Source organism: Ornithinimicrobium cavernae, from assembly GCF_003121625.1.
GTDB classification, from domain to species: domain Bacteria; phylum Actinomycetota; class Actinomycetes; order Actinomycetales; family Dermatophilaceae; genus Ornithinicoccus; species Ornithinicoccus cavernae.
Genome location: NZ_QDDJ01000007.1, coordinates 169702 through 193273, shown reverse-complemented (window position 1 = coordinate 193273; position 23572 = coordinate 169702). Strand labels below are relative to the sequence as shown.

The window sequence follows — 23572 nt, the reverse complement described above, 5'->3', positions numbered from 1 at the left end:
CGGGGTCGAGCCATGACCACGCCACGCTGACCACCCACCGTGGCCGGCTGGCGATCGCCTTCGCGATCACGGGGACGATCCTGGTGGCCGAGGTCATCGGCGCGCTGTGGACCGGCAGCCTGGCCCTGCTCGTGGACGCGGCGCACCTGCTGACCGATGCCGCGGGGCTGCTCATGGCCCTGGTCGCCGCCTCGCTGGTGCTGCGCGCACCCAGCCCGGAGCGCACCTGGGGTTTCCGTCGCGCGGAGGTGCTCGCGGCCGGTGCCCAGTCCGCCGTCCTGCTGGCGGTGGGTGCCTACGCCTTCATCGAGGGTGTCCGACGCCTCGCCGACCCGCCCGCGGTGGGCTCCGGCGGTCTGCTGGCCTTCGGCATCATCGGCCTCGTCGGCAACCTGGTGGCCCTGCTGGTCCTCAGCTCCGGCCGGGGTGCCAACCTCAACATGCGCGCCGCCTTCCTGGAGGTCGTCAACGACGCCCTGGGCTCCGTGGCAGTCATCATCAGCGCCGTCGTCATCGCGACGACCGGCTGGACCCGGGTCGATGCCCTCGCCGGCATGCTCATCGCCACCCTCATCGTGCCCCGTGCGCTCACGGTGCTGCGCGAGGCGGGCAGCATCCTGCTGGAGTCGACCCCGAGGGGGCTGGACCTCGAGGCCGTCCGCAACCACGTCCTCGGCGTCCCCCACGTGCGGGACGTGCACGACCTGCACGCCTCCACCATCGCGACCGGCCTGCCCGTCCTGTCCGCGCACGTGGTCCTCGACGACGCGTGCTTCCAGGACGGTCACGCCGCCGAGGTGCTGGGCCAGCTGCAGGACTGCGTCGCGGCACACTTCGACGTCAGCGTGGAGCACTCCACCTTCCAGCTCGAGCCGCCCGGGCACGCGCAGCGCGAGCACGGAGCCCACGCCTGAGCGGCGGATCCGGGCTCTTCGGGTCAGCGACGTGTGAGCAGCCGATCGACGAGGCGGATGGGCCCGGGGGTCCTGCGTCCCTCAGAAGGTGACCTCCCCGCTGATCAGCACGTTCGCCCGGCCGCCCACCCACACCCGGTCGTCCTCGGCCCGCAGGTCGACATGACCGGCCCGGCCGAGGGCGGTGCCCTGGCGGACGGTGAACGCCTCCGGCGCCAGTCCGGCGCCGATGAGCCAGACGGCGAACCCGGCGTTGAGGCTGCCGGTGACGGGATCCTCGGTCACCCCCAGCCCGGGGACGAACGCCCGGACCTCGTAGTCCGCCGGCCCGCCGGCAGCGTGCCGACCGATGACGCCCACATCGAGGTCACCGAAGGAGGCGAAGTCCGGCTCCAGGGCGAGCACCTCGTCGGCCGAGTCGAGGACCACGCCGACCCAGCCGGGGCCGTTGTCGATCCACTGGGAGTGCCTGACCTGGTCCGGCCGGATCCGCAGCGCGGCCACGATCCGGTCCAGGTCCTCGTCCGCGACCTCCCCCGACCGGAGGAAGTCCGGCGCCGCGAAGGCCAGCCGCTCCTCGGCATACCGGATCGGCACCAACCCGGCCCCGCACTCCTGGACGACCTCGCCGTCCGTGGCCGGGACCCCGCCCGCACTCAGCCACGCCCGGGCGCTGCCGAGCGTCGGGTGCCCGGCGAACGGCAGCTCCTCGCTCACCGTGAAGATGCGGACGCGGTAGTCGGCGGCCGCGTCCGTCGGCGGCAGCAGGAAGGTGGTCTCGGAGAGGTTGGTCCAGTTCGCGAACCGGGCCATCTCCTCATCGGTCAACCCGTCGGCGTCGTGGACGACGGCGAGAGGGTTGCCGCGGTAGGGGTCGTGAGCGAAGACGTCAACCTGGGAGAAGCGCATGCCCACAGTCTCCCGCGGGTGAGAGAGTGTGGGTCCAACGAGTGTGACGTGTGAGGTGTGCAGAGATGACTGAGCGGGGCCAGCAGGCAGGCGGAGGCGGACCGGACCGCCAGCAGGGCGAGGGCCTGGCTCCCGGCGAGCAGGAGCAGCTGGTCTACGCCCTCGAGACCCGCTTCGCGGCGCACCGTGAGGCGGCCGCAGCCGCCGTGCGGGAGTCGGAACGGGGACTCGAGGAGGCCCGTGAGCGGCTGGCTCGCGCGGAGCAGGCCGTCGCGGACGAGCGGTACACGTCCGACCCCCTCGTGTTCATGCGCCAGGGACTGCACGAGGAGGTCGACGGCCTGGAGCGCCGGACGAACCCCAAGAAGGTCCGCACCTCCTACCGGTTCCTGCTGGACCGGGCCGTGGAGCTGGCCGCGGGCGAGGTGCAGGGTTTCCACGACGACCAGGCGGCCGCCCGGCGGGAGCGGGAGGACGGCGTCGCGGCCTGCCGGGCCGCGGAGCAGCGCGCCACCGAGACGGTGGAGGCGGCCAGGGTCATGCACGACCGGGTCCTGGCGGCCGAGCGGTCCGCACGTCAGGGGCTGGACCTGCTGGTGGAGAAGCTCTCGGCACCAGCCGACGTGTGACCCGGGCGACCGAGCCTCCGCCGCCCCGACGGATATCTGGTGGATCGCCGGCGCCCGATCGTGTCTGATCGTGGGATGGCGACTCACCTGGGCTCACCGGACGTCGAGGACCTGGCCGGCGTCGTGGCGGTCCTGCGGGAGTGGCAGGACGACGGCACTCCCTTCCAGCTCCACCCGGGGGACCTGGGCTGGTTCTGGCGGTATGGCGCTGGGGCCACTGCCGCGGCCGTGCGGACCTGGCGCCGTGGTGGGCAGACCCTTGCGGTCGGTCTGCTGGACGGTGCCGACCTGCTGCGGGTGGCCATCGCGCCGGAGGCGCACCAGGACGACGAGCTGGCGGCGCAGCTCGTGGCCGATCTGAGCAGCACCGAGCACGGGGTTCTGCCACCGGGAAAGGTCGCCCTCGAGGTCCCACCCGGTGCTCTCCTCCACCGCGCGCTCGTCGACGCGGGCTGGAGCACCGATGAGCCGTGGACGCCCTTGCGTCGCGGCCTCGAGGAGCCGGTCGAGGACCCGGCACTCCGGATCGAGGAGGTCGGTCCGGAGCGGGCACCGGCGTGGGCCGCCGTGCACAGACTGGCGTTCGGCGGCTCGCTGACCGAGGAGGTCGTCCTCGCGCGGTGGCACGCGATGTCCGCCGGCCAGCCGTTCGCCGACGCCCGGTGCCTGCTGGCCCACGACGAGGACGACAACGCCGTGGCAGCGGTGATCGTGTGGTCGGCCGGCCCCGGCCGGCCCGGCCTGATCGAGCCGCTCGGCACCCACCCCGAGCACCGTGGCCACGGCTACGGCAGGGCTGTCACCCTCGCGGGCGCCGCGGCCCTCCGGGAGCTCGGTTCCTCCGCCGTGCTCGTGGCCACGCCCAGCGCCAACCAGGCGGCCGTTGCTGCCTACCGGTCCGCCGGGTTCGACAGCCTCCCCGAGCGACTGGACCTGTCGCGAGACGCCAGCTGATCGCGCGCGAAGCAGGGTCCGGAAAGCGTTGACACACACCCAACTTTACTGTTTTCATAGACGGCATTGACCGAGTTTTTGCATTCCGCCCAGGTCTGCAGATCTCGCGTCCCCTCCGAAAGGGCGGACCATGACCGCGCTGCAGTCCCCAGCAACCACTCCCCCGTCGCGGTCGCTCGGCCTCCGCGCGCTTGCCGCCATCCTCATGGCCGTCGGTCTGATCGTCAGCGGGGTCGCACCGGCCTCGGCGTCGGTGTCGCAGACCCACACCAGGACCGCCCAGACCAACGGTGACGTCTATGCCGTCGCCCAGGTCGGCACCCTGACCGTCATCGGCGGGGCCTTCACCACCGTCGACGGCCAGCCCCGGCAGCACATCGCGGCGCTCCGCCCGGACGGGAGCCTCGACCCGACGTTCAACCCCGGAGCCAACGGCTTCGTGCGGGCCCTGGACGGCAGCGTCGACGGCACCCGCATCTTCGTGGGTGGCGAGTTCAGCGAGATCGGCGGGTTCCTGCGCGGTGGGCTCGCCGCGCTCGACACGGGTGGCAGCGTCATCGCCGACTGGACGGCCGACACCAACGGGATCGTCCACGCCATCGAGGTCTCCGGCTCCAAGGTCTACGCCGCCGGCACCTTCACGGTGATCAAGGACGCGACGAGGCGCCGGCTGGCCGCTCTCGACGTCACCACGGCCGCTGTCTACCTGCGCTTCAACCCGTGGCCCTCGTGGACCGTCAAGGACATCGCCGTGTCGCCCGACGGCACCAGGGTCTACGCCGCCGGCGGCTTCTCCCGGATCGGTGCGGCCGACCGCAACGGAGCCGGGGAGGTTCTCGCCGACACCGGCGCCGCGACGGCCTTCAACCCGAGCAAGGGAGGCGTCGGCCTGGCCGTGGCCCTCACCCCCGACGGCTCCCGGTTCTTCTTCTCCACGACGGACAACAACCTGTATGCCTACGACCCCGCGGTCTCGAACGAGCCGGTGTATGCGGTCAAGAGCGGTGGCGACACACAGGCGATCGCGGCCTCCGCGACCGAGGTGTACTTCGGCGGGCACTTCCGCAACATCAGCACGTTCAAGGTCAAGCGGAACCTGCTCGCCTCCATCACGGTGGACGGCGCGCTGACCGACTGGGACCCCAGCCTGGCCGGCGACATGGGCCCCTGGTCGATCGAGCTGACGGCCGACGGGGTCCTGGTGGGCGGCGACTTCACCCGGGTGGCCGGCAAGAGGCAGATGGGCATCGCGGCCTTCCACGGGACGCCGTAGCCCGGAGAGTGGACGCCGCAGCCGGGAGAGAGCGGATCCGTAGTCTCTCCCGCTGAGCTCACGCCGCGGTCGTCGACGAGTGGGCGGCGAGGATGATGTCGGCGACCTGTCGGGGCCGGGCCAGGAACGGCGAGTGACCGGAGTCGATCTCGACGACGTGATCTGCACGGGTGGCCAGCCGGCGCTGCACCGAGACCGCGGTCGCACGGTCGGCGGTGCACACGGCATACGTCGATGGGGTCTGCTGCCAGGCAATGGCACGGGGCGCCTGGCCGATGACGACCGGGTTGGTCTCACGCATGTGCCGCACCGCTGCCCGTGGGTCCGGGCAGTCGTGGAAGAGCACGTCGACGGCCCGGTCCGGGCGGAACCTGAGCAGGCCGTCTGGCGTCGGCTCCAGGTCGGTGTCCGGCCGGACGTTGGGCTCGGCCGGATCCGGAGGCAGGAATCCCGCGACGGTCTCGTCGAGGTCGGCGTTGTAGGCAGCCAGGTACACCAGGTGCCGCACGGACGGGTGCCCGGCGGCGGCCTCCGTCACCGGCACGCCACTGTAGGAGTGAGCGACGACGGTCACTTCGTCGTGCTCGTCGAGGACGCGCCTGATCTCCGAGGCGTCGTCGTGCATGTCACCCCGCCGCCCGTCACAGCTGGGCAGGTCGACGGTGACCGTGGGCGTGCTCAGCTCGGCGCGCACCCGGTGCCAGTGCCACGGGCTGTGCCACGCGGCGTGGACCAGAACGATGGTCATCACGTGCTCCTTCGGTCGGGTTGAGTCGGTGCTCCTAGTCATTCATGAAACATGCTGTTTCATGAACAGGGAAGCATAGGGACGACCCGGCGGGTGCGTCAAGATCGTGAAACACTGCGTATCATCTGGCTATGGCGCGCACGTACGAGTTGAAGCGCCGCGCCGAGCGCCAGGGCGAGAACCGCCAGCGCATCATCGACGCCGCCATCGAGCTGCACCAGGAAGTCGGCCCGCAGGCGACCACAGTCAGCGACATCGCCCAGCGGGCCCGGGTGGGTCGGGTCACCGTGTACCGACACTTTCCGGACGAGGCAGCCCTGGCCCGCGCCTGCAGTGGGCACTACCTCGGGTGTCATCCCGCGCCCGACACCGAGGGGTGGGCCGCGATCGCCGACCCCGAGGCGCGACTGCGCACTGCCCTTGCGGAGACCTACGCCTTCCACCGCAGCACCGAGGCGATGATGACGAAGGTGCTGGCCGGCCCCGACGACCACGGCGTGCTGGCCGACTACCACGCCCACTGGAGCCGTGCCGCCGACCTCCTCGCCGCGCCGTGGGGGGCCACCGGTCGTCGGAGGGCCATGCTGCGAGCCGGCATCGGGCTGGCCCTGGCGTTCGGCACCTGGCACTCACTGGTCCGCGGCCAGGGGCTCACCGACGAGGAGGCCGTGGAGGTGGCCGTTCGCCTCGCGTCCTGACCTGGTCGCGCCCCTGCGCGGTGCGCCGGGCCGGATGCACTCGTTCCGCGAGTCGATCGCTTACCGTAGGTCGGCGGCCCACCGGGCAACCTTCGGGAGAGACGTGGAGAAGAGGGGCTGATGGTCAACGTCCTGCTGGCTGGCGGGATCTCAATGGTCGTGGCGCTGTTCGGGACACCGGTGCTCATCAGGTTCCTGGTGCGTCGGGAGTACGGCCAGTTCATCCGGGACGACCTCACCCATCACCACTACAAGCGGGGAAAGCCGACCATGGGCGGCGCCGTGATCATCCTGGCCACCCTCGCCGGCTATCTCGGCTCGCACCTGGTGCTGATGGGCCTGGCGGCCGGCGGCCTCATGGACGTCCGGGCGAACCCGTTCACCCTCAGTGCCTTCCTGGTGCTCTTCCTGCTGGTCTCCCTGGGCGTGGTGGGGTTTCTGGACGACTTCACCAAGATCTCCAAGGAACGCAGCCTGGGTCTCACCTCGACGCAGAAGCTCATCGGTCAGGCTCTCATCACCGCCGTGTTCGCCCTGCTCGCCCTTCTCGTCAAGGACGAGCACGGACGGGCACCCGCCTCGACCGCGATCTCGTTCGTGCGGGACACCAGCTTCGACCTCGCCTTCGGCGTCCCCGTGGTGGGCGTCATCCTGTTCCTCATCTGGGCGAACCTCCTCATCACCGGAGCCTCGAACGGCGTCAACATCACCGATGGTCTTGACGGTCTGGCCACCGGCGCCTCGGTCATGGTGTTTGGCGCCTACACGCTCATCGGCCTGTGGCAGTACAACCAGAGCTGCCAGGCGGTCCCCGGTCCCAACTGCTACGACGTGCGGGACAGCCTGGACCTAGCGATCGTGGCCTGCGCCGTGGCCGGTGCCTGCTTCGGCTTCCTGTGGTGGAACGCCTCGCCGGCGCAGATCATCATGGGTGACACCGGCTCACTGTCGCTCGGAGCGGCCCTGGCCGGCATGGCGATCCTCACGCGCACCCAGCTGATGCTGCCGATCCTGGGGGCCCTGTTCGTCATCATCACGATGTCCGTGATCATCCAGGTCGCCAGCTTCAAGCTGACCGGCAAGCGGGTGTTCCGGATGGCGCCCCTGCACCATCACTTCGAGCTGCTCGGCTGGGCAGAGGTCACGATCGTGGCGCGTTTCTGGATCATCGCCGGAATCGGTGTCGCTCTCGGCCTGGCCCTGTTCTACGGCGAGTGGGCTGCCCAGCTCTGATCGCTGGCCGCGCCACGGCATACTCCCTGACCCGGCTCCGCGCTCGGCACGCCGTGGGCCGACCTCAACCCCGACGAGGCCGACCTGCTCGCGCTCACCACCGACCACCGGGCATACCTCGACCGACGCATCAGCGAGCAGGCCAAAAAGTAGCACGTCTTCCACATCGATCGGGATATGTGCGAGCGCGCACGCCCAACCGAGGGTGGCCTGGTGCGTGGCGGGGCGCACAACTCAGAACAGCGGCGCGAGGATCGTGTCCCAGACAAGGAAGATCGAGAACCCACCGTAGAAGAGCACGGCCCAGGACACGGCACCGAGGCGGAAGCCCTTGAGCCCGATCGCCCGGGGGAGCATGCCTCGGTTGAGCCTGATAAGCAGCACCGAGTAGATGAACATGACGATGCCATTGAGCGCCGCCGAGGTGATGATCAGGACCAGTGGCTGGTCGAACCCGGCCAGCAGGATGCTCGACCCAAAGACAATCATCGCCCAGACCATGGCCACGTAGATGCGGCTCTCGGTCCACGTCTTGCTCGCCCGCATCCAGTTGGTCTTCACGATGTCAGCCGTGATCCTGGCCACCATGTCCAGGACTGTCAGATTGGTCGAGAGCAGCACGATCATGCCGGTGAACCAGAAGGCGTTTCCGACCCAGTTGGCGTGCTCGCTCTTGAGCATCTCGCCCTCGAGGCGAATGAACTCAAACCCCTCGGCCGAGGTGCCACGCCCCACGGTGGTGTATGCCAGCATCATGAACAGCAGGATCGCAGCCAGGCCGAGCACGAAGAACGTAGTGAACTGCTCGCGGTGCGCGACCTTCCACCAACCGCGCCAACGACGCAGGTTCTCCTCGTCCTGGGGGAAGAAGTAGCCGATCGCGGCCTCGGTCTCCTCCTCGCCCGTGATCGGGGAGACGATCTTGGGGAGGCGTTCACCCATACCCAGACCCTTGTCCCGCACCCAGTTGGACTGCGCGAGATTCATGACTCCGCCCGCTCCAGCAAACGCAATCGCGCCGAGGATAGCGGCGATGCCGACCGTGCCGATGGCATCCGGGATCTGCGGAATGTCGGTTGTCAGTCCACCTGCAAGTCCGGACCACGCGTCGCCGCGCAGCAGGCCCACCAGGATGTAGATCATGAAGATGACAATGAGTGCCACCAGGAGGAACTGGATCTTCTCCACCGTGCGGTAGACGACCGGCGACACCGTGAGCACCAGACCGATGACCACCAGCACCCCGATGGTGATGGGCACCACGGTGCCCTCGGACAGTCCGAAGACGTAGGTGAATGCTGTCGCACTCCCAGTCGCCCAGCCCGGCCACATCCACGGGATGACGGCCATCAGGATGAACAACCAGCTCCAGTGCTTCCAGAGCCGGGTGAACCCGGTGACCGCAGTCTCGCCGGTCGCTAGCGTGTAGCGGGTGATTTCCATATTGAGGTAGTACTGCGTCAGGATGCCGACCACAGCGAGCCAGACCAGCACCAGACCGGTCTGCGTCGAGATGTAGGGCCAGAGCACGAACTCGCCGGACCCGATGGCCCCGGCCAGCAGTAGCACGCTGGGCCCGAGCACGTCCTTGAGCGGGCGCGGTTCCGGCAGTGGGGCGTAAGAAACCCCTGGCAGATAGCGGGCGGAGATCTCTGGCGCGTACTGCTGGTCACGCTTATCTGAAGGGGCGGACATTTGTGGTCACCTCACAGCGCCGGGGCCCGTCCCGACCGGACGGGAGGACGCCGTCGTCAGACTCTGAGGCGATCGACGCCGAACGACCCGATCCGAACGCTAGCCATGCTCGAGAAGCTCGGCAACCGTGACGCGCTGGACGCTAGGAATTCTTGGCGAAGGCTATCGACCACACAAACCACCTCCTCGACCGGCCGGAGGCGGCGGATTCATGACGTCCAATGGCGCAGCAGTCGTCTACGATCGGTGAGCCCTCGAGAGGCCAGACCCTCTGCCGGACGAGCAATGGGCTGCGATCGCCGCCGAGACTGCGAGGGTTGAGTCTGCGTTCCATCGCGCAGACCTGCCCCAGGTCGTAGTGAGCCTGAAAGACCTCCTCGAGTCAATCGCTCGGTGCGTGAAAGAACTGGGTGGCGAGCCTGATCTGAGGGCCGACTTCCCGCAGGTCCTACAAGGTGCGCACGAGATCCTGCGTACTCAGCGAAGTCATCAACTGGCGCACTCGAGTCGACACTCGAAACTGGCGAACTCTGCCATGACGATGGCCAAGGCGTTGGCCGAAGTGCGAAACGAGGTGGCACTGGACACGGTCGGGCCGGCCTACCAACCATCAGCGATGACGAGCTCATCCTCATCGTGGACGCATCCTGGTGTGGGCGCGATGGGCGTTTCGTCGGCTCAGGCCAGCGGCCTTCTGTTCGATGCCTCAGGAGGCAGCACCGTAACTGCTCGCCGCCTGCTGGCAGTACACCTAGAGCTCGTCAAGCCTGCGGTCGAGTCTGATTCTGTTTCCGCGGATCAGCAATGGGAGGATCTCGTCGATCGACTTGCTCGAGCTCCTCGTTGCCTGGGAGCCGACGACTTCCGGATCGCCGAGTTGCATGCCTTCGTCGCTCAGCTCGCTGAGCAGGGCTCACGCATGGAACCGGGAGCCAGGCTCGTTATCGACGGGCTACTGCTCGGAGACGCGCCCTAAGCTAAGACCAGGCTCGTGAGTGTGCATGTGCTGGCGCTCGACGGCGGCCTGTGTACGTGAAGTCGCAGGAACCCATAACGTGCGGTTTATGACACATACGAACCGCGTTCGTGACATCTTCGCTGCATCTCGTGTCGAGATGCACGGAAGGTTGCAGGACCCCGCGCGAGATACGTTGCATGATCGAGACGATCCCGCGGGGTTGTGTCAAGTTCGTCGTCGCTGCGTCAGCTGGGGTTGCTCATCTCGGCCAGGAAGGCCCTAGCGAGCTCCTTCCATTGCTCGGGGCTGGCCCCGTGGACGTGGATCTCCAGGTACTCCTCGGGGGTCAGTCCCAGCGGTTGGGGGTTCAGAGCGTCCTTGTAGTCGGAGAACGGTGACGTGCTCTTGACGGAGAAGAGGATGTCCCTCGCTTGGGAAGTGCGCCCGTTGGCAGACCCCCCGACCTGGAAGGTGCGAAACATTTCAGTGTTCGCCGCTGGCGCCCAGTTCCGCCAAGCTCTGTAGAACGCGCCTTCCCACTGGTGGTGGGCCCACGGCCACGGCCCTTGGAAGCCTATGGCGGCCAGACCAGCCAGCAGCCCTTCTGCGGTGTTCTTGAGTTTCTGCGGCTTGGTCATCGTCACGAGGGCATCGTCGCAGATGCCGAGATGCAGCGAAGACGGTGCGTCCGGGTCGGTGAACCCTGCACAATCAGGGCCTGCAGCAGAGCGTTGTGCAGAGTAGTGCCGCTGCGCGCGGCTAGCCGACAGGAGTGAGGGGTCACGCATGTCCCTTCCTAAGTTGATCGGTGAGATCCAGGGTCGAGAGGTACCACCAGAAGATCCAGTCGAGGTATGCCTCGTCGTAATCACGTTGCTGGTCGGCCTTGTTGTGGCGCAGGTCGAACTGATTGGCGATCTGAAAGAGTGCCCCTTCATCCTTTGTCAGCAGGTTGCTCTTCAGCTCTTGGCGACGGTCCTCAAGCAGCCGTGCGAGAGCAACGATGGCGCTCCGCTTGGCTTCACGATCAGCAGTGCGTGATCGGAATAGGGCCACTGCATGCCTGCGACTGTCGCGGTCTGTATCGGCCTCCAGTACCCGGTCAACCAGGATGGAGCGGTTGTCGTCGGTCGTGTGGGTCAGTCGGCCGATGTCCTCACCGGCGTCAGCGAGCCGTAGATCGGTGCCAGCAAGGGCTAACAGCCTGTTGATGCGCCACCGGTACAAGGTCCGCCCGGCAGCTGAAGAGAACTCTGCGTAGTGCCAGTGGCGCCAGAACGAGTGGTAAGAGCGGAGCCGGGGCCGTGCCACGAGGTCGTGGAGGGCTTCGACCAGGTCGTAGAAGATGCCCACATCATTGTTCTCTGGGTCCCAGATCTCGCGGCTGGAGTGGAGGGGCCAGAGATCGGCGACGCCGATGCGGTCGAGCAAGATCAACGAAGGGTCTGCTCCAGTCTCGGTGTTGTCTTCGTCTTCGCAGCCTGAGGGAAAGGCGTACTCGAAGTAGCCTCGGCTGGTCAGATCGCTGACCGTTCGTGCGAACCATTCGGCTAGGTGGGATCTGTCTTGACCGGGTGCCCGGGGCGCGTGGCGTTGGCTCCAGTAGGGCCGCGGCTGAGTCTGGTTCGGGAACGTACTTGCCGAACTGGCGAGCCACCTGAGGAACTCCACCGGTGTGTTGGCTGGCACCTGGGGAGGGGAACCCCACGGGGTGCGATCTGTCGTGGCTCGAACCAAGTAGTCACGAGCAGCAGTGCTGGTAAATGCTTCCTCGAGCAGATTCTCAGCCCGCTCTTGCCAGTTGTACGTGTCTGGCGCAGCGGTCAGCATCTTCGCCTCAGAGATGAACAGATGTGGAGGCCAGCGAAGCTCAAGGTCTACGAGAGGGAGCACGGGACCAAGGCTAGAGCGCGGCCGAGGCACAGGAAGACAAGATCTGCGGGTTGAGCGGGACCGGTTCAACTGGAAGGAGCGGTACCGGTCGGGTGGTGTGGCCGTTTGTGCGAAGTTGTCGAGACGCAGCGAAGATTGCACAACGGCTTGCGCGGTACTTTGCACCGGTTCGACTCGATCCGGCCGCGGCGTGCAAGATCCTGGCGGGGCATCGCCACAGGTCTGCCGTCCGTGGCCGTGTAGTGCCTGTCACGCCGGGCGAGTCGAGTGCACGACCTCGGTAGGGGCCGAATTGGTCAACTGTCATGGGACGAACTTTCCGTGCCGATCGGCCACGGGCTTGGTCCTGCACGGAGGGGCTGGCCTCATACTGGGCGGATGCTCGACTTCAGTGAACTTGGCGCTGCCGGACGCGGCTTGGAGCAACTAGTGCGGGAGGTCCTCATCCAGGTCGGGTACAACCCGCAGTGGAGCGGCCAGGGACCAGACGGGGGCCGGGACCTGACGTTTGTTGAACAGGGCGATGCCATATTGGGACGCAAGCAACGGCGCTGGCTCGTGTCATGCAAGGACAACGTCGAGGCAGGCCGGGCTGTTGGGGCGGATGCGGCGGACGGAATGTTAGAGGTCCTTGAGCAGCACAACTGCCAGGCCTTCCTGTTGGTTTGCACCACACATCCCTCGGCTGCGCTTGTTACTCGCCTGACCGAGATCGAGGCCCGTCGTCTGGGTCGTGTCGCAGCCCACGTGTGGGACGGAGTGACTTTGGAGAGACTTCTGACGACCCCTCGCGGGTGGGCGGTGGCTCAGCAGTTCATGCCGGTCAGCAGCGAAGCAGCCGGGTGGAAGATCTTCGCCACGGACAGTCCGAACCAGTGGCGGGCGGCGCACCGCGGCTTCTATTTTCATCTGAGTGCACGCACGGCCGGAGGCGTCCGAGCGTACGAGCTGGAGTCGCTCGATGAGCATCTCGACACCATCGCCGCGGTTGCGGCAATCTTCGACGTGCGTATCCGACTTCGAGCCATCTGGCACAACGACACCAAGGGGGGTGGGTACGTGTGGTTCCTGGACTGCTTCCCGCCTCACGGAGAAGCCGCGCCCGACGCTGCGGACATGCTAAATGCTCTGGGCGATGGCTACGCCCACGGCGATGGGCAGTTCCACTCGTTCGAGATCACCCCACGCGAGGTATCGCTGAGCGATCACTTCGACTACGACCACTACAGCTTCTACGACGACCTGCCGGGCTACATCTGACGCCGGATCCCCAACACACCCCTGTGCCCCGATGCAGCGTTGACCGCACGACTTCCAGCATGGTCGTTGCCTTGAGTCGTATCGGTTGGCGCGGTGCGCAGCGCGGCGGGCTCGGATCCAACCCGCCGCGCTGCCGGCTGGACTCCACTAGGTCCCCGCGAGCGCGACGCCTCCGCTGATGAAGTCGGTCAGTGGACAGGCCTCATGCGCGCTTGTGCAGCGCGTAGGCGAGTTCCAACTGTTGCTGGTCATCGAGCGAGTCCTCGAACTGGCGGTAGAGCGCGCGGTCTCAAAGCTGCTCCGAGAACTTGGTTGGTGTCGATTCCGTTTCCATGTGGACGGGAACGATCGTCGAGCATGTGCTACAGAGCCTGAGGTTCGCCTCGTGCGATCGAGACGAGACGCTCGTAGGTTTCGCCTTTTAAGCTCAAGCTGTAGGTGATGAGAGCTTGGCCGATGACAAGCCCGCCTTCCGGCAACGAGTCCTTCAGTTTGGCGAACGCGTCGTCTCCGGCGTGCACGTGTAGGGGCCCTTCAGAGTAGATCGTTGTACTTGTTGACTCGGTGATCTTGCCGTCAGAATCCGGGAGCAGGAGCAACTTGAGGTCGACCTTGTGCACGATGGCGTTAAAGCCCACGGGTGTCACGTGAACCATCCCCTGCCCGTTCGACAGGCGCACCACCCTGGCGACGAAGTCCCGGACAATACTGGCTTCTGACGTTGCTGCCGTTCGCATTGCTGCGTCCGCCGACTGCTGGGCGGACTCGGCACTAGCCTTGGCGCTCTTGGCAAGCTTCCAGGTTAGAACAGCGTAGATTCCAGTGACGACGAGGAGCCCCAGGCTCGACCAGGCAGTCAGGTCATCCATCGACGAACTCCATCCGTGGTCGTTAGCGAGGCGGACGCGGCAGCAAATTGAGACCTCGCTTGCTGCGGCTGATCATGACAGATGTCGGACAGTACCTCGCCGAGCTTCACCTACCTCCGTCGGATGCCGCCCTCCGTCCCGCGCCGGATCCCAGTGCCCTTCCTGGCGCCTCCCCGATCGCCCGTAGGCATCCTCGCGGTAGATCAACCATCAGTTGCAGACCCCTCTGCCTCCACCCAGAAGCCTTCCGTAAGGAACGTGTGGTGGGAATCGAGCAAGTGCTCGATCCGGCGCGCGACTGCTCGTGTCTTCGGGTCGCCATCGTCGCTGTCTACGTGCTGCCAGAGGTCCAGAAGGTGGCCGATGAGTCGAGCGCGATACTCGGATGTGCCGGCGAACCGACGCGTTAAAGATCCGTAAGTGGCGTCACTGGCTGGACGTTCCGCACTCTCCTTGACCGTAGTCAGTGCAGCGCTAAGGCGGCCCAGACCAGGCGCCATCGACGAACGGAATTTCTCCTGCCAATGGGGATCACTCGTCAGTTCCAGCAGTCGCGCTTCGAGCCCAGACGAACCTACGGGCGATCTGGCGCTTGACCAACGCTGGTTGTCACCCGCGGTCTTGGCCTTGAATTTCAGCAGCACTCGCCCGCCGGTATGGGGGTGAGTGAAGGAATAGTCAGTCAACGACTGGTCGCGCTCTGGACCCCCTTCAACCTGTCTCGTTAAGGGGGTGTCGGGCATGAGTACCTTGAGGATCCGCACGCCAGATTTTTCACTGGGCGCCCGTCGACCTTGTTCCACGGCTCGGATGGTGCCCGCTGACAGGCCAGCTTCTTTTGCCACCTGGTCCACGGACATGTTTATCTCCTGGCGAAGGCGCTGGGCCATCTGGCCGAAACGGCTGGCGCCTGGCTCTCCACCACCAACCAGCCAGTACTCATCCTCAACATCCATGCGGCCATACTAAGGCACGCAGCAACAGCCTCCAACATCACCTCGTTGCAGCCTTGCGCTCAAGCCTCGACTGTGGCACGCTTCTGCTATGAACAAGGCTGCAACAAGGTCGCCTTGTACAACTGCGAGCAGATCGGACATGAGCGATGAGCAACAATCAGACAAGAGGACTACTGGACGGGCCGCGGCGGGTGGCTGGAGTGGCCAGCCGGCGCTTGAATCAGCACTGCCTGCGCATGAGGGCGGATACGGCCTACCGCGACGCAGTGAACAAGCTCCTTGAGGACCTCGCGGCCCGGCCCGACCAGATTGGGAAGGCCGCACGTCTACTGGCGCCGGGACACGCCCTTCTTGTACAGGTGGTCCCGTGATGTCCCAGGCCGGCCGGTGCCGGGTCACCGGGAAGCGTCGCTACCGGGACAAGAAGGAAGGCATAGCGATCCTCCATCGAGCCCAAATTGCTCGCCGATGGGCAGAACAAGATGGTGGCGCGACCCATCGTTGGGAAGCCCGCATCTACGAGTGCCCTAAGCGGGCACCCCCTCCGCCTGGGCACCTGCAGTGGGAGCAACCGGCTCGTTGGTCATCTGGGCGGGGGCCAGACGACGACGTCGAGGCTCTTGTCTTCACTGGCTGTCATCAGCTTGGTTGTGCGCGTGGGTTCGTTGGTCGGCTCGCCCCCGTCACCCGGTCCGGGGATGGGTGAGATGACGCCGGAAATGTCGAGCACGACAGCGTGGGCGGCGGTCCAGTGGTCATCCTGGGCTTCCTGAGCGACGTCCTCGAAGGTCGAGGCGGTGGCCGTTGTTGTAGGGGTGTCCGGCGGCGATGCCGGTGTAGCGGGTGAGTTCGGCGAGGTCGGCGCAGTCGTCGTGTGCCGTGCAGGTCGCGCAGATGGTTCCAGGATCGGCTAGTGCCGCTGACCGTTGCGCCGGGGTTCTGGCTTGTTTGTAGGCATGTTCCCAGATGCTCCACTGGGCCGCCATCCCGGCGCAGGCTGCGTCGGCGATGCCGGCGGTGAGGTCTTGAGCCAGGACGACGCGACTCAGGTCGCGCGTCGCGACATGGGGTGGGATGAACAGGCTCACTCGCAACTCCTACCTTCAGGCGCGCTTGTGCAAAGCGCTGGTCAGGGAGCGTTCGTCTCCTCCCGTGAGGGAGGATTCGAACCGTCTGTACTGGGTCTTGGCGGTGCGGAGATCGTCGAATCTGTCCCAGGTGGGGGCGGTGTCTGGGTGGGCGTGGGCGGCGTGGATCCACAGCCAGGTGATGGCGTGGAGTCGGTCGCTGTTCCGTGTTTCGGGTCGCCAGATCCGCACCCACTCCGCGAACCACCTGGACATGTGAACTCGGCGGGTGATCGTGGCTTCAAGCGCATGGTAGTCGAGGCGTGGCAACTCTTCAGCTGCCAGAGCGAGCCTTCTTGTGAACTCGTCCGTTGGGACGGTGAGGCGCGCCGAGCAGGCACGCGCGGTATTTGTACCTATGGTCGCTGGGAGACCGAGGCGCTCCGCGGCCTCGGCCCAGGTCCGCACTTCTGGTGCTGCGCGAGCCAGGCACAGGCTGGCATAGGTGCGGCCGGTCAGATCAACTCGGTCGATGAGCCCGCTGAGGTACTTCTCGTACAGGTCGGTGGGGAGCACTTGGGGAATGTGATGCACGGGGCGACCTCCAAGGAGGGGGCGGGTGTCGAGGTGGTGGGAGATGCGTCGGTATGGGGCGAGGCCTGTGGTGACCAGCCTGGTCAGGGTCGGGGTCATGGTGGTGCGGTCGGCCAGCCACCCAAGCGGGCCGTCATTGGTGGCCGGGATGAGGGAGAACCATGCGGCGAGCTGGCTGCCTGCGGTTTCGAGGTCAAGGCTGAGGATCTGGTCGGCCGCGTCGAGTGCTAATGCCCTGACCGTGGTGTCGGTCGGAGGGCGCACGCCCCACCGTGGGCCGCGCTGGTCGGTGCGTGTTGCCAGTTCGTCGTGGAGCAGGCCAGCCCAGGGTGCGTGGTCGCTGGCCGTGGGTTGGCTGGCGAGGTGGAGCAGCAGCACGCACAGTCCCCGCAGGTTCCTCAGGTACTGCCGTGCTGGTGCGGCTGAGCCGAGCACGGTCACGGGCTCACCAGCCAGTCCGTCATTCGTGCGGCGTTGCCTGGCCACGCTGTCTGGGTCAGCCGCCGTGGCGATGATGCTGGCTAGGTCGTGCTGGCACTGCAGTAGAGGTCCAGCACCGAGAGGGTTGCCGCACCGGGTGTCGGCCCCGACGGGACGCAGATGGCTGTGGCGCCCGTCCCGGGGTGGCCGTCGGCAGCTCGGGCAGAACGTGACCAGATGGTCGCTGTGTGTGGTGCAGGTGGTCACGATCGGCAGGCGCCACACGGTCTGCCAGGACCGGTCGGTGGCCAGGCAGGTCGGGCAAACCTGGGTGCCGTGCAGGAACACCCACCCTTTGGCGGCGATGGCCCGGTGGCCGTACCGGCCAGCCGCCTGCACGCCAGCAGTGCTGATGTCCGTGAGGGAATGGTCAACTAAGGCACTGCCGTGCAGGTCGCTGACGTCGAGCCCGGCCAGGTCAGCTACCGCGGACAGCAACCGCGGATGGGGCGCCACCGGCAAATACCGAGTCGGCGCCCCATCGGCGCGCAGCAGGCTGATCAGCTTGGCCGTCGTGAGTTGGTTTACGTCCGCGAGGTGCTCGAGATAGGAGTCGAGTGCCTGGCCCGGGTGAGGTCGAACCCGGACTGGCAGCGCACTCACGCCGACCTCCGCTGACCTCGGGATGTGCCGTCGCTCCGGATAGGCACGATGCAGATACAACGGCTCGTCAGTTCTCCCAGGTGGGGCCAGTCGTGGGTCTCCATGTCCAGCCTGTCCGTGCGGCACGCGGACGCGTCGTGCTCGTTGGTGAAGGTGCCGATCAAGTCGCCGCAGTCCCAGACCTGCCAGGTGCCGGTGGTGTTCATCCGGTACTCCGTGCCGTCGTGGGGACGGTGATGCCGTGCTCGGTCGGGTTCGCGTGGAGGTCGGGGCCTTCGGTGATGGCGTGTGCGGCTTCGTGCAGGTGCAGACGGGCCTCGGGGTCGATCGCGGCATCGAAAGCCATGACGGTGCTGGTCCGGATGGAACGGAACGGGCTGGTCCACATCGGACCTCGGGCGAGATGCACCCACATCCAGCAAAGGGCCAAGCGGTGCCCGGGCACGTCGCTGATGTCGGGCAGCCGATCTGCCGGGATCTGAAGTTTCGGTAGGCGTCGCACGGCTCGCAGGGCCTGCCTGCGGCGCCGGTAGTTGACCAGACCGCTATCGAGGAGGTGCTCGACGCCTGCAAGCAGTAGTTCGTCCTGGTCGGCGGGGATGCCACGGTGCAGGCGGATGCCATCGAGGAAGAAGTTGGTCTCGGTGTCGGTGGTGCCCAGGTCGTGGCAGGCGGCGGTCGCGGCACCGGGTTCGCCGTGGGCACGGGAGATGAGCATGTGCAGCCCGATTGCTGCGAGCCCGCGCTCACGCCATAGCGGACCGGGCGGGACTGGGTCATCTCCGAGTAGCAGGAGGAAGCCGGGCACGTGACGGGCGTGCAGCCCGGTAGCCACGACGAGCTGTCGCAGGTCGTGAGTGAGCTGGGTGAGGCGTGCACGGTCGGCGTAGCGGTACACCGGCAGCACTGGCGGCCGTTCTTCTGGCCGCAGGGTGCGGGGCAGCACCACTGGCGCGGAGGGGGTCTGGGCGCGCTGCTCGTACCGGTCCATGACCTCCTGGGTGAAGCGTTCCCGAGCACGTTTGCTCCCAAGCGCTGGCTGGGCTGCGGTCAGAATGGTCGCGGTGGTGGCTGGGTCGGGGCACGGGTGCGGTCCCCACGCACGTGCGGCAGGTAAGTCTGCGCGCGGAAGGCCGGCGGGCCGTGGTGGCCAGTCGTGGTTGATCGTGTGCGCGACCGCGGCGCACACCTTGCGGTAGGAGGCAAGCTTCGCCCGGGCCGCACGGTTGCCCGTGGTGGCGTCCTGAACGAGCCCAGTCAGCCTGCCGGTCAGGTCCAGCAGTGCGTCGGGTGCGGTGCAGACCCGGTGTATGTCGTAGGCGCGGACAAGCAGGACGCGACAGCGGGTGCAGACCGGCATCAAGGCCAACCGCCACAGCAGTGCTCGGTACCCCCGCTGGTCGGTGCAGACCGGGCAGATCCAGGTCACCGATTGGTGCAGCCGCCACCCGTGGCGGGCCAGTTTTCCGCGGCCACGGATCGAGGGCGGCATCGGCGCCATCGTCATTCCGATGACCTGCGCTGGTGTCATGCCGGCAGCGGTGGACAAGCGCCTCACCATCGCAGGCGAGGCGGTGACGTCGGTGTAGTCCCGTCCGATGAGCACGTTTGGGGCGATCCCGTTGGCGTCGGCCAGTCGCACGGCATATCCGGACAGTGCCTCTCCGTCGATGACCGCCGGGCACACAGGCAGGGCGTGGTCAGGAAACATCGGCGCGCTGCTTGCGGTTGCGCCGGTTGGACGGTGCCGCGGCTGCGGACAAGAGGTCGGCCTCCGAGGCCGCGGCCCTAGCGGACAGGGCCACTGCCTGCATCAAGTCCCGGGTCATGAGGTCCTGGGCGTCGTCAAACCCTGCGAGCATCGCCTCCGTTACCAGTCGGACGGTGTCGCCGACGTACCCCTGGGTGCGTCGCCAGACGTGCCCAGCCAGCTCACGAGAGAACGTTCCGGTTGGGAGCGTGTCGAAGTAGGGCAAGAGCAGCTCCTCCAGTCGGCGCAGGAACAGCTGCCAGTCGGCGCGGCCGCCTACGGTGGTGATCTCGTACGGGGTCAGGGTGATCTTGTCCAGGCGGCCGACGATTTGCGGGTCCTGATACAGCGGGCCGCTCTCCAGATGGGCACCGACCAGTATCATCGTGGCGCCAAGTTCTCCGAGTTCTGTGTTGAGGAACTTTAGGTAATCGAGGACAGCCCGTCCGTCGGCGTGGGTGGTGGTGAGCATGTGCACGTCGTCCACGATCAGCAGTCGCACGCCGTGAGTGGCCAGGACCTTGACCACCCGAGTTGTCGTGACCCGGACCAGCCCCTCGGACGGGTAGCCGAGGAAGGCGAGAATTGAGGCGTTGATGTCCTTGATCTTCGACGCCGCCCGAAGTGTGATGTAAACCTGCGGCACCCAGTCGGCGGATAGTTCTGGCTCAGGTGTCCAGGTCGGCAGCACCTCCGGCGCCCCGCTGGCCACGCGGTTTCGGTAGGCCCCTTGGGCCCAAGCTTTGACGAAGGTGGACTTTCCCACAGCGAACGGAGCGTCGATCCCGATCACGGACTTCGCCCCCGGGGGGCGGCGGATGTTGACCGCGACCAGCCTGTCCAGGCGTTGCTCGGCCCGTGCCGTGAGTACAGAAGGAACGACCAGGGCTGGCAGCCCTTCGGAAAGTTGGGTCCAGTATGCGTCCTGCTCACCGGGAGGCAGTCCGTCGAATTGCTCAACCGGGACCGGGTCCGGCAACGGAGTTTGAGTGAATGTCGCCTGGCGGTGCCACATGCGTGCGTCCATCAGCCGAACTCCTCGTAGTCCGGCCAAGGCTCCTCGAAGTCGAGCACAGCCTCAACGACTCCCTCTGCCTGAGGTGGTTGGTCCACCCTGGGGATACGGGGCAAGCCCTGTGAGGCGTGCTGCTCCAGCAGTCGGTGCGCCTCGGCGACCTCGTTGTGATCCTTCTGCGCCTGTTCCCAGCGCAGTCGCGCTGCTGCCATCTTGCTCCGCCACTCCTCGCTGGACGGCGTCGTCGTCAGCTCTCCGATCTCATCGATGATCTGCCGCATCACCGTGGTGCGGTTCAGCGCACGGTTGCCGCCGCGTTCCCTGATGCGGGCAAGCGCCCTGTCGCGCACCACGTCGACGAGAGGTGCGTGGATCAAGTGGCTGCCGCGCCATCTGACCTCGTGGATCCTGTCGGTGTCGGGGTGGCGGAACCACAATCTGGTCACGTCGCGGGGGTCGTAGTGGAAGGGGACCGCGTTGTCCTTGTCCCGAAACTGTCCGGGGCGGACGTCGCGTAAGTCCTCAAGGACATCGGCGTCGTAGGTGAGGTCCTTGTACTCCACGCCGGCGTGCCCGACCCGCAGCCACCGGATAGGCAGGAACTGGTAGATCAGGTCCGGGTGTTGTGGGACCAGCAGTCGGCCGGTCGCCTCGGCTATTGCGTCGAACATCTCCAGTGGTGTGAGGCGGATGCCGGGTGCGCCGGGAAGAGTGAGTCCAGAATGAGGTTGACGGTGGTAGTCGAGTGCGATGAACTGCCGTAGGCGAGTGCCGAGTTCTTGTGCGGTGCACAGGGGCTCGTCGGCGACGACTCCCACATACGAGCCGCGTTCGTGCACGGCGCGGCCCTTGAAGCCGGGCTGCTGCTGGTAGAACCGCTGGTAGGTCTCATGCAGGCGTTCGACGTGGGGATTGTCGGTCGGCTTCTTACCGCGGGAGAGCATGAGGGTGATGCCGAACTGTGCGAGCAGATTGCGGAAGTGGGCTCCGACGAAGATGCTGCCGTGGTCGCTGCGCAGGCTGTGTGGCGTCAACCCCGGGATCTGGTGGACTCCTCGCAGGCTCTGGTCGGACTTCGCAACTGGCCGGCGACCTGTATGAATTGGGTTGCCCGACAAGTCCAGGGATGTGGGTATGCCGGTCCACCTCCAGTCGTCGATGTTGGCGTGGTCGTCGACCAGCATGGAGTGGCTGCGCAGGGCGTCGTAGAGGAGGAGGCCGATATCGACGCCGTTGGCTGAGCGGGGAAAGATGCGCAGTGCCGTGATGACTCGCGTAGAAACAGACATGATGGTGCCGATCTCCACGGACATCGGTCTTTCCAGGAGTGGGTCATAGACGAGGTTGTCTGCCCGCGTGAGGTCACTGGCGCAGTGTCCGGGGTGGTGCGCCGGGTAGTTCGATCGGCTGCTCACCTTGCGCAGCGATCGAGACTTCTGCGCCCGAGTGGTGCGGCCCAAAGCGCGGTAGTGATGGGAGAGGAACTGCGCGGTAAGCCGTTGGGGCAGGTGCGCGTCATCGATCCCCTCGTACTTCATCCGAACCCTGATCCGGCGTTCGATCTCCTGGAGGTTGACCGTGCTTGTAGTCCCGTCGAAGGCCGCGAACTCTTCGTGGGCGATCTGCCGAAATCTGGAGTCGAGCGGCTCGAAGTCCTGTCGACCACGTGTTGAGCGACCATCAACGAGACCGCGCAGCCCATCCTTCGCCCAGGCTTGGTCCCAAGACTGCAGGGTGCGTGCCCCTATCCGGCCATCCTGAAGCTCGCCGTCGTACACGCGACGCATGACATCGCGGTCGGCGGTGCGTTCGAAACTGATGACCTCCGCCATGTTCTCGTAACGCCGGGTGAGGCTCACGCCGTACCCGTCCCCGAATGGGAAGAACGGTTCTCCGGGCTGGGCCAGCTCGGGGAGGCCATGGCGGAAGCCGGTGCGGGCCTCCAGGACGCACTCTTGCTTGAAAAGAGCCAGTTTGCGCGCCTCGTCGGGAAGCTGGTGCCACCAGGGCACTAGCGAGGAGTGCTCGGCCTGGACCCCCTCGGCGGTCAGACTGCGGGCCGTCAGTTGGGTGAACGGGACAGATCTGACCGAGCCTAAGGAGTCGCTCAGGTCTACGTCATGCCGTCCGAGTCGGGTCACGACGGCGGGCCCACGGTCGGTCATGACCCTGTCACCGTTGGACAGTTCGACCCCGAAGCCCTCAGCCATCAGCGGTCGCCCAGTTGATGGCGGAATCGCGCGTGAGCGGCAGGTCGAGGTCGATTTCGACCGCGCCGGACCAACAGTGGTGCCACAGCGCCGAGAGGAGGTGTCCCGCTCCGTGGTCGGCAGCCAGGACGTCCACGACACTGGCTCCCGGCCTACGACTGACTCGTTCCAGTTCCGCTGCCGCATTCTCGTACCAGGGCTGGACGTGACGGAACGCACTCACCCAGCGCAGGTTTGCCGCCCGGACGGGAGAATGCCCCGCAAAGACTCGGTAGCCCCACTCGACCTCTTCGCATGCCGCAGCGGCCGCTTTAGTTGCGGCCTTGAACTTCTCGTCCTGCCTGTCAGTCGGCCGTGCATCCCAGACAGTCACCGCACCCGTCGCGTCGATGCTGAGCAGGTCCGGGGTGTGCGACCGCCGACGGGAAACTCCTGATTCCAGGTAGCGCAGCCGGAACGGCTGGGGGACCAGCCAGACCACCGTGGGATCCCTGTCCAGGTCGAGCACTAATTCGTACTCGAGGCCGGATTCCACCAACAGCACACTGCCTGTCGTCATGCTGTGAACGCGGACCGGAATGTGGCGTTGCTTCTCGCTGGAAGTCGGCGTGCGCACGGGACCCAGACTCTTCGGGTCTGGCGTCCCGCGCGACCAGTCCCACGAGGTTGTCTGACCACCTGACCGCACTATCCACTCGGGCTTGACATGGCTAACGGAGGCTGGCGACCGACACGGGTCACCCGTAGCATGGGCCATGACTGTCCTTCGCTTGTCGACCAGACTGCATCAGGACCGTCGTCGAGGGCGTACCGGGTGCAACCGGTGCGCCCTCACTACACTCCGAGGACGCTTCGCCGTTGACT

22 protein-coding genes are annotated in these 23572 nt (G+C 66.5%); 8 read left to right on the top strand and 14 right to left on the bottom strand.

From position 1 onward, the window contains the following. Positions 1–26: 26 nt before the first annotated feature. Positions 27–914: a cation diffusion facilitator family transporter gene (locus DA085_RS09850; protein WP_109472879.1), complete on the top strand. Its 888-nt coding sequence runs from the start codon at positions 27–29 to the stop codon at positions 912–914. A gap of 81 nt (positions 915–995) precedes the next feature. On the opposite strand, the gene DA085_RS09845 is transcribed toward DA085_RS09850, so the two are convergent. Continuing rightward, positions 996–1823, bottom strand: coding sequence for a PhzF family phenazine biosynthesis protein (locus DA085_RS09845; protein ID WP_109472783.1), 828 nt, complete (start codon positions 1821–1823; stop codon positions 996–998). Positions 1824–1888: 65 nt separating this feature from the next. Between DA085_RS09845 and DA085_RS09840 the strand changes: the two genes are divergently transcribed. The 3 genes from DA085_RS09840 (at position 1889) to DA085_RS09830 (ending at position 4679) form a co-directional block, all read left to right on the top strand. Next, a complete protein-coding gene (locus tag DA085_RS09840) occupies positions 1889–2452 on the top strand; it encodes a hypothetical protein (RefSeq protein ID WP_109472782.1) in 564 nt (187 codons plus the stop codon). A gap of 75 nt (positions 2453–2527) precedes the next feature. Next, positions 2528–3406, top strand: coding sequence for a GNAT family N-acetyltransferase (locus DA085_RS09835; protein ID WP_109472781.1), 879 nt, complete (start codon positions 2528–2530; stop codon positions 3404–3406). 130 nt (positions 3407–3536) lie between these two features. After that, positions 3537–4679 (top strand): delta-60 repeat domain-containing protein, encoded by a 1143-nt coding sequence (locus tag DA085_RS09830; RefSeq protein ID WP_109472780.1) that lies wholly within the window; start codon positions 3537–3539, stop codon positions 4677–4679. A 58-nt stretch (positions 4680–4737) separates the two neighbouring features. Here the strand turns inward: DA085_RS09830 and DA085_RS09825 are convergent, their stop codons facing one another. After that, on the bottom strand, positions 4738–5427 hold the full coding sequence (locus DA085_RS09825) for an alpha/beta fold hydrolase (protein ID WP_161958477.1): 690 nt from the start codon (positions 5425–5427) through the stop codon (positions 4738–4740). A 131-nt stretch (positions 5428–5558) separates the two neighbouring features. Between DA085_RS09825 and DA085_RS09820 the strand changes: the two genes are divergently transcribed. Both DA085_RS09820 and mraY read left to right on the top strand, forming a co-directional pair. Beyond that, a complete protein-coding gene (locus DA085_RS09820; RefSeq protein WP_109472778.1) occupies positions 5559–6125 on the top strand; it encodes a TetR/AcrR family transcriptional regulator in 567 nt (188 codons plus the stop codon). A 120-nt stretch (positions 6126–6245) separates the two neighbouring features. After that, complete coding sequence (gene mraY, locus DA085_RS09815) at positions 6246–7358, top strand: phospho-N-acetylmuramoyl-pentapeptide-transferase (protein WP_109472777.1); 1113 nt, start codon at positions 6246–6248, stop codon at positions 7356–7358. A 234-nt stretch (positions 7359–7592) separates the two neighbouring features. Here mraY and DA085_RS09810 read toward each other — a convergent pair whose 3' ends face one another. After that, positions 7593–9053, bottom strand: a complete 1461-nt coding sequence (locus tag DA085_RS09810; RefSeq protein ID WP_109472776.1) for an Nramp family divalent metal transporter — start codon at positions 9051–9053, stop codon at positions 7593–7595. A 535-nt stretch (positions 9054–9588) separates the two neighbouring features. Here DA085_RS09810 and DA085_RS20950 point away from each other — a divergent pair. Further along, positions 9589–10029, top strand: coding sequence for a hypothetical protein (locus DA085_RS20950; RefSeq protein WP_154402155.1), 441 nt, complete (start codon positions 9589–9591; stop codon positions 10027–10029). 227 nt (positions 10030–10256) lie between these two features. Here the strand turns inward: DA085_RS20950 and DA085_RS21155 are convergent, their stop codons facing one another. Both DA085_RS21155 and DA085_RS20945 read right to left on the bottom strand, forming a co-directional pair. Next, positions 10257–10493 (bottom strand): hypothetical protein, encoded by a 237-nt coding sequence (locus DA085_RS21155; RefSeq protein ID WP_161958476.1) that lies wholly within the window; start codon positions 10491–10493, stop codon positions 10257–10259. 298 nt (positions 10494–10791) lie between these two features. After that, on the bottom strand, positions 10792–11904 hold the full coding sequence (locus DA085_RS20945; RefSeq protein ID WP_154402154.1) for a hypothetical protein: 1113 nt from the start codon (positions 11902–11904) through the stop codon (positions 10792–10794). Between the two features lie 378 nt (positions 11905–12282). On the opposite strand from DA085_RS20945, the gene DA085_RS09795 reads away from it, so the two are divergent. Beyond that, the gene (locus DA085_RS09795) at positions 12283–13164 is read left to right on the top strand and encodes a restriction endonuclease (protein WP_109472773.1); all 882 of its coding nucleotides are present in this window, start codon (positions 12283–12285) and stop codon (positions 13162–13164) included. 362 nt (positions 13165–13526) lie between these two features. Here the strand turns inward: DA085_RS09795 and DA085_RS09790 are convergent, their stop codons facing one another. From DA085_RS09790 to DA085_RS09760, 9 genes are all read right to left on the bottom strand, one after another. Next, the gene (locus DA085_RS09790) at positions 13527–14033 is read right to left on the bottom strand and encodes a hypothetical protein (protein WP_109472772.1); all 507 of its coding nucleotides are present in this window, start codon (positions 14031–14033) and stop codon (positions 13527–13529) included. A gap of 203 nt (positions 14034–14236) precedes the next feature. Further along, positions 14237–14989, bottom strand: coding sequence for a helix-turn-helix domain-containing protein (locus DA085_RS09785; protein WP_109472771.1), 753 nt, complete (start codon positions 14987–14989; stop codon positions 14237–14239). A 755-nt stretch (positions 14990–15744) separates the two neighbouring features. After that, positions 15745–16077: a hypothetical protein gene (locus tag DA085_RS20940; protein ID WP_154402153.1), complete on the bottom strand. Its 333-nt coding sequence runs from the start codon at positions 16075–16077 to the stop codon at positions 15745–15747. A gap of 15 nt (positions 16078–16092) precedes the next feature. After that, positions 16093–17733 carry a TniQ family protein gene (locus DA085_RS09780; RefSeq protein WP_161958475.1) on the bottom strand — a complete coding sequence of 547 codons (1641 nt, stop codon included), beginning with the start codon at positions 17731–17733 and terminating at the stop codon, positions 16093–16095. Continuing rightward, positions 17730–17939 carry a hypothetical protein gene (locus DA085_RS21150; protein ID WP_161958474.1) on the bottom strand — a complete coding sequence of 70 codons (210 nt, stop codon included), beginning with the start codon at positions 17937–17939 and terminating at the stop codon, positions 17730–17732. The genes DA085_RS09780 and DA085_RS21150 overlap by 4 nt, the downstream gene beginning before the upstream one ends. Further along, positions 17936–19444, bottom strand: coding sequence for a TniQ family protein (locus tag DA085_RS09775; RefSeq protein WP_109472770.1), 1509 nt, complete (start codon positions 19442–19444; stop codon positions 17936–17938). Before DA085_RS09775 ends, DA085_RS21150 begins: the two co-directional genes overlap by 4 nt. Next, complete coding sequence (locus tag DA085_RS09770; protein WP_109472769.1) at positions 19434–20510, bottom strand: TniB family NTP-binding protein; 1077 nt, start codon at positions 20508–20510, stop codon at positions 19434–19436. The genes DA085_RS09775 and DA085_RS09770 overlap by 11 nt, the downstream gene beginning before the upstream one ends. Then, on the bottom strand, positions 20510–22708 hold the full coding sequence (locus tag DA085_RS09765; protein ID WP_109472768.1) for a DDE-type integrase/transposase/recombinase: 2199 nt from the start codon (positions 22706–22708) through the stop codon (positions 20510–20512). The genes DA085_RS09770 and DA085_RS09765 overlap by 1 nt, the downstream gene beginning before the upstream one ends. Continuing rightward, positions 22701–23324 (bottom strand): TnsA-like heteromeric transposase endonuclease subunit, encoded by a 624-nt coding sequence (locus DA085_RS09760; RefSeq protein ID WP_237565418.1) that lies wholly within the window; start codon positions 23322–23324, stop codon positions 22701–22703. The genes DA085_RS09765 and DA085_RS09760 overlap by 8 nt, the downstream gene beginning before the upstream one ends. Positions 23325–23572 lie beyond the last annotated feature (248 nt).

Bases quoted from the DNA above. Each gene is read 5' to 3' on its own strand.
- DA085_RS09775 (WP_109472770.1), bottom strand. From the start codon at position 19,444: ATGTTTCCTGACCACGCCCTGCCTGTGTGCCCGGCGGTCATCGACGGA.
- DA085_RS09790 (WP_109472772.1), bottom strand. From the start codon at position 14,033: ATGGATGACCTGACTGCCTGGTCGAGCCTGGGGCTCCTCGTCGTCACT.
- DA085_RS09845 (WP_109472783.1), bottom strand. From the start codon at position 1,823: ATGCGCTTCTCCCAGGTTGACGTCTTCGCTCACGACCCCTACCGCGGC.
- DA085_RS09795 (WP_109472773.1), top strand. From the start codon at position 12,283: ATGCTCGACTTCAGTGAACTTGGCGCTGCCGGACGCGGCTTGGAGCAA.
- DA085_RS09765 (WP_109472768.1), bottom strand. From the start codon at position 22,708: ATGGCTGAGGGCTTCGGGGTCGAACTGTCCAACGGTGACAGGGTCATG.
- DA085_RS09770 (WP_109472769.1), bottom strand. From the start codon at position 20,510: ATGGACGCACGCATGTGGCACCGCCAGGCGACATTCACTCAAACTCCG.
- DA085_RS09825 (WP_161958477.1), bottom strand. From the start codon at position 5,427: ATGACCATCGTTCTGGTCCACGCCGCGTGGCACAGCCCGTGGCACTGG.
- DA085_RS20950 (WP_154402155.1), top strand. From the start codon at position 9,589: ATGACGATGGCCAAGGCGTTGGCCGAAGTGCGAAACGAGGTGGCACTG.
- DA085_RS09820 (WP_109472778.1), top strand. From the start codon at position 5,559: ATGGCGCGCACGTACGAGTTGAAGCGCCGCGCCGAGCGCCAGGGCGAG.
- DA085_RS21150 (WP_161958474.1), bottom strand. From the start codon at position 17,939: ATGAACACCACCGGCACCTGGCAGGTCTGGGACTGCGGCGACTTGATC.
- DA085_RS09810 (WP_109472776.1), bottom strand. From the start codon at position 9,053: ATGTCCGCCCCTTCAGATAAGCGTGACCAGCAGTACGCGCCAGAGATC.
- mraY (WP_109472777.1), top strand. From the start codon at position 6,246: ATGGTCAACGTCCTGCTGGCTGGCGGGATCTCAATGGTCGTGGCGCTG.
- DA085_RS09835 (WP_109472781.1), top strand. From the start codon at position 2,528: ATGGCGACTCACCTGGGCTCACCGGACGTCGAGGACCTGGCCGGCGTC.
- DA085_RS09830 (WP_109472780.1), top strand. From the start codon at position 3,537: ATGACCGCGCTGCAGTCCCCAGCAACCACTCCCCCGTCGCGGTCGCTC.
- DA085_RS09785 (WP_109472771.1), bottom strand. From the start codon at position 14,989: ATGGATGTTGAGGATGAGTACTGGCTGGTTGGTGGTGGAGAGCCAGGC.
- DA085_RS09840 (WP_109472782.1), top strand. From the start codon at position 1,889: ATGACTGAGCGGGGCCAGCAGGCAGGCGGAGGCGGACCGGACCGCCAG.
- DA085_RS21155 (WP_161958476.1), bottom strand. From the start codon at position 10,493: ATGTTTCGCACCTTCCAGGTCGGGGGGTCTGCCAACGGGCGCACTTCC.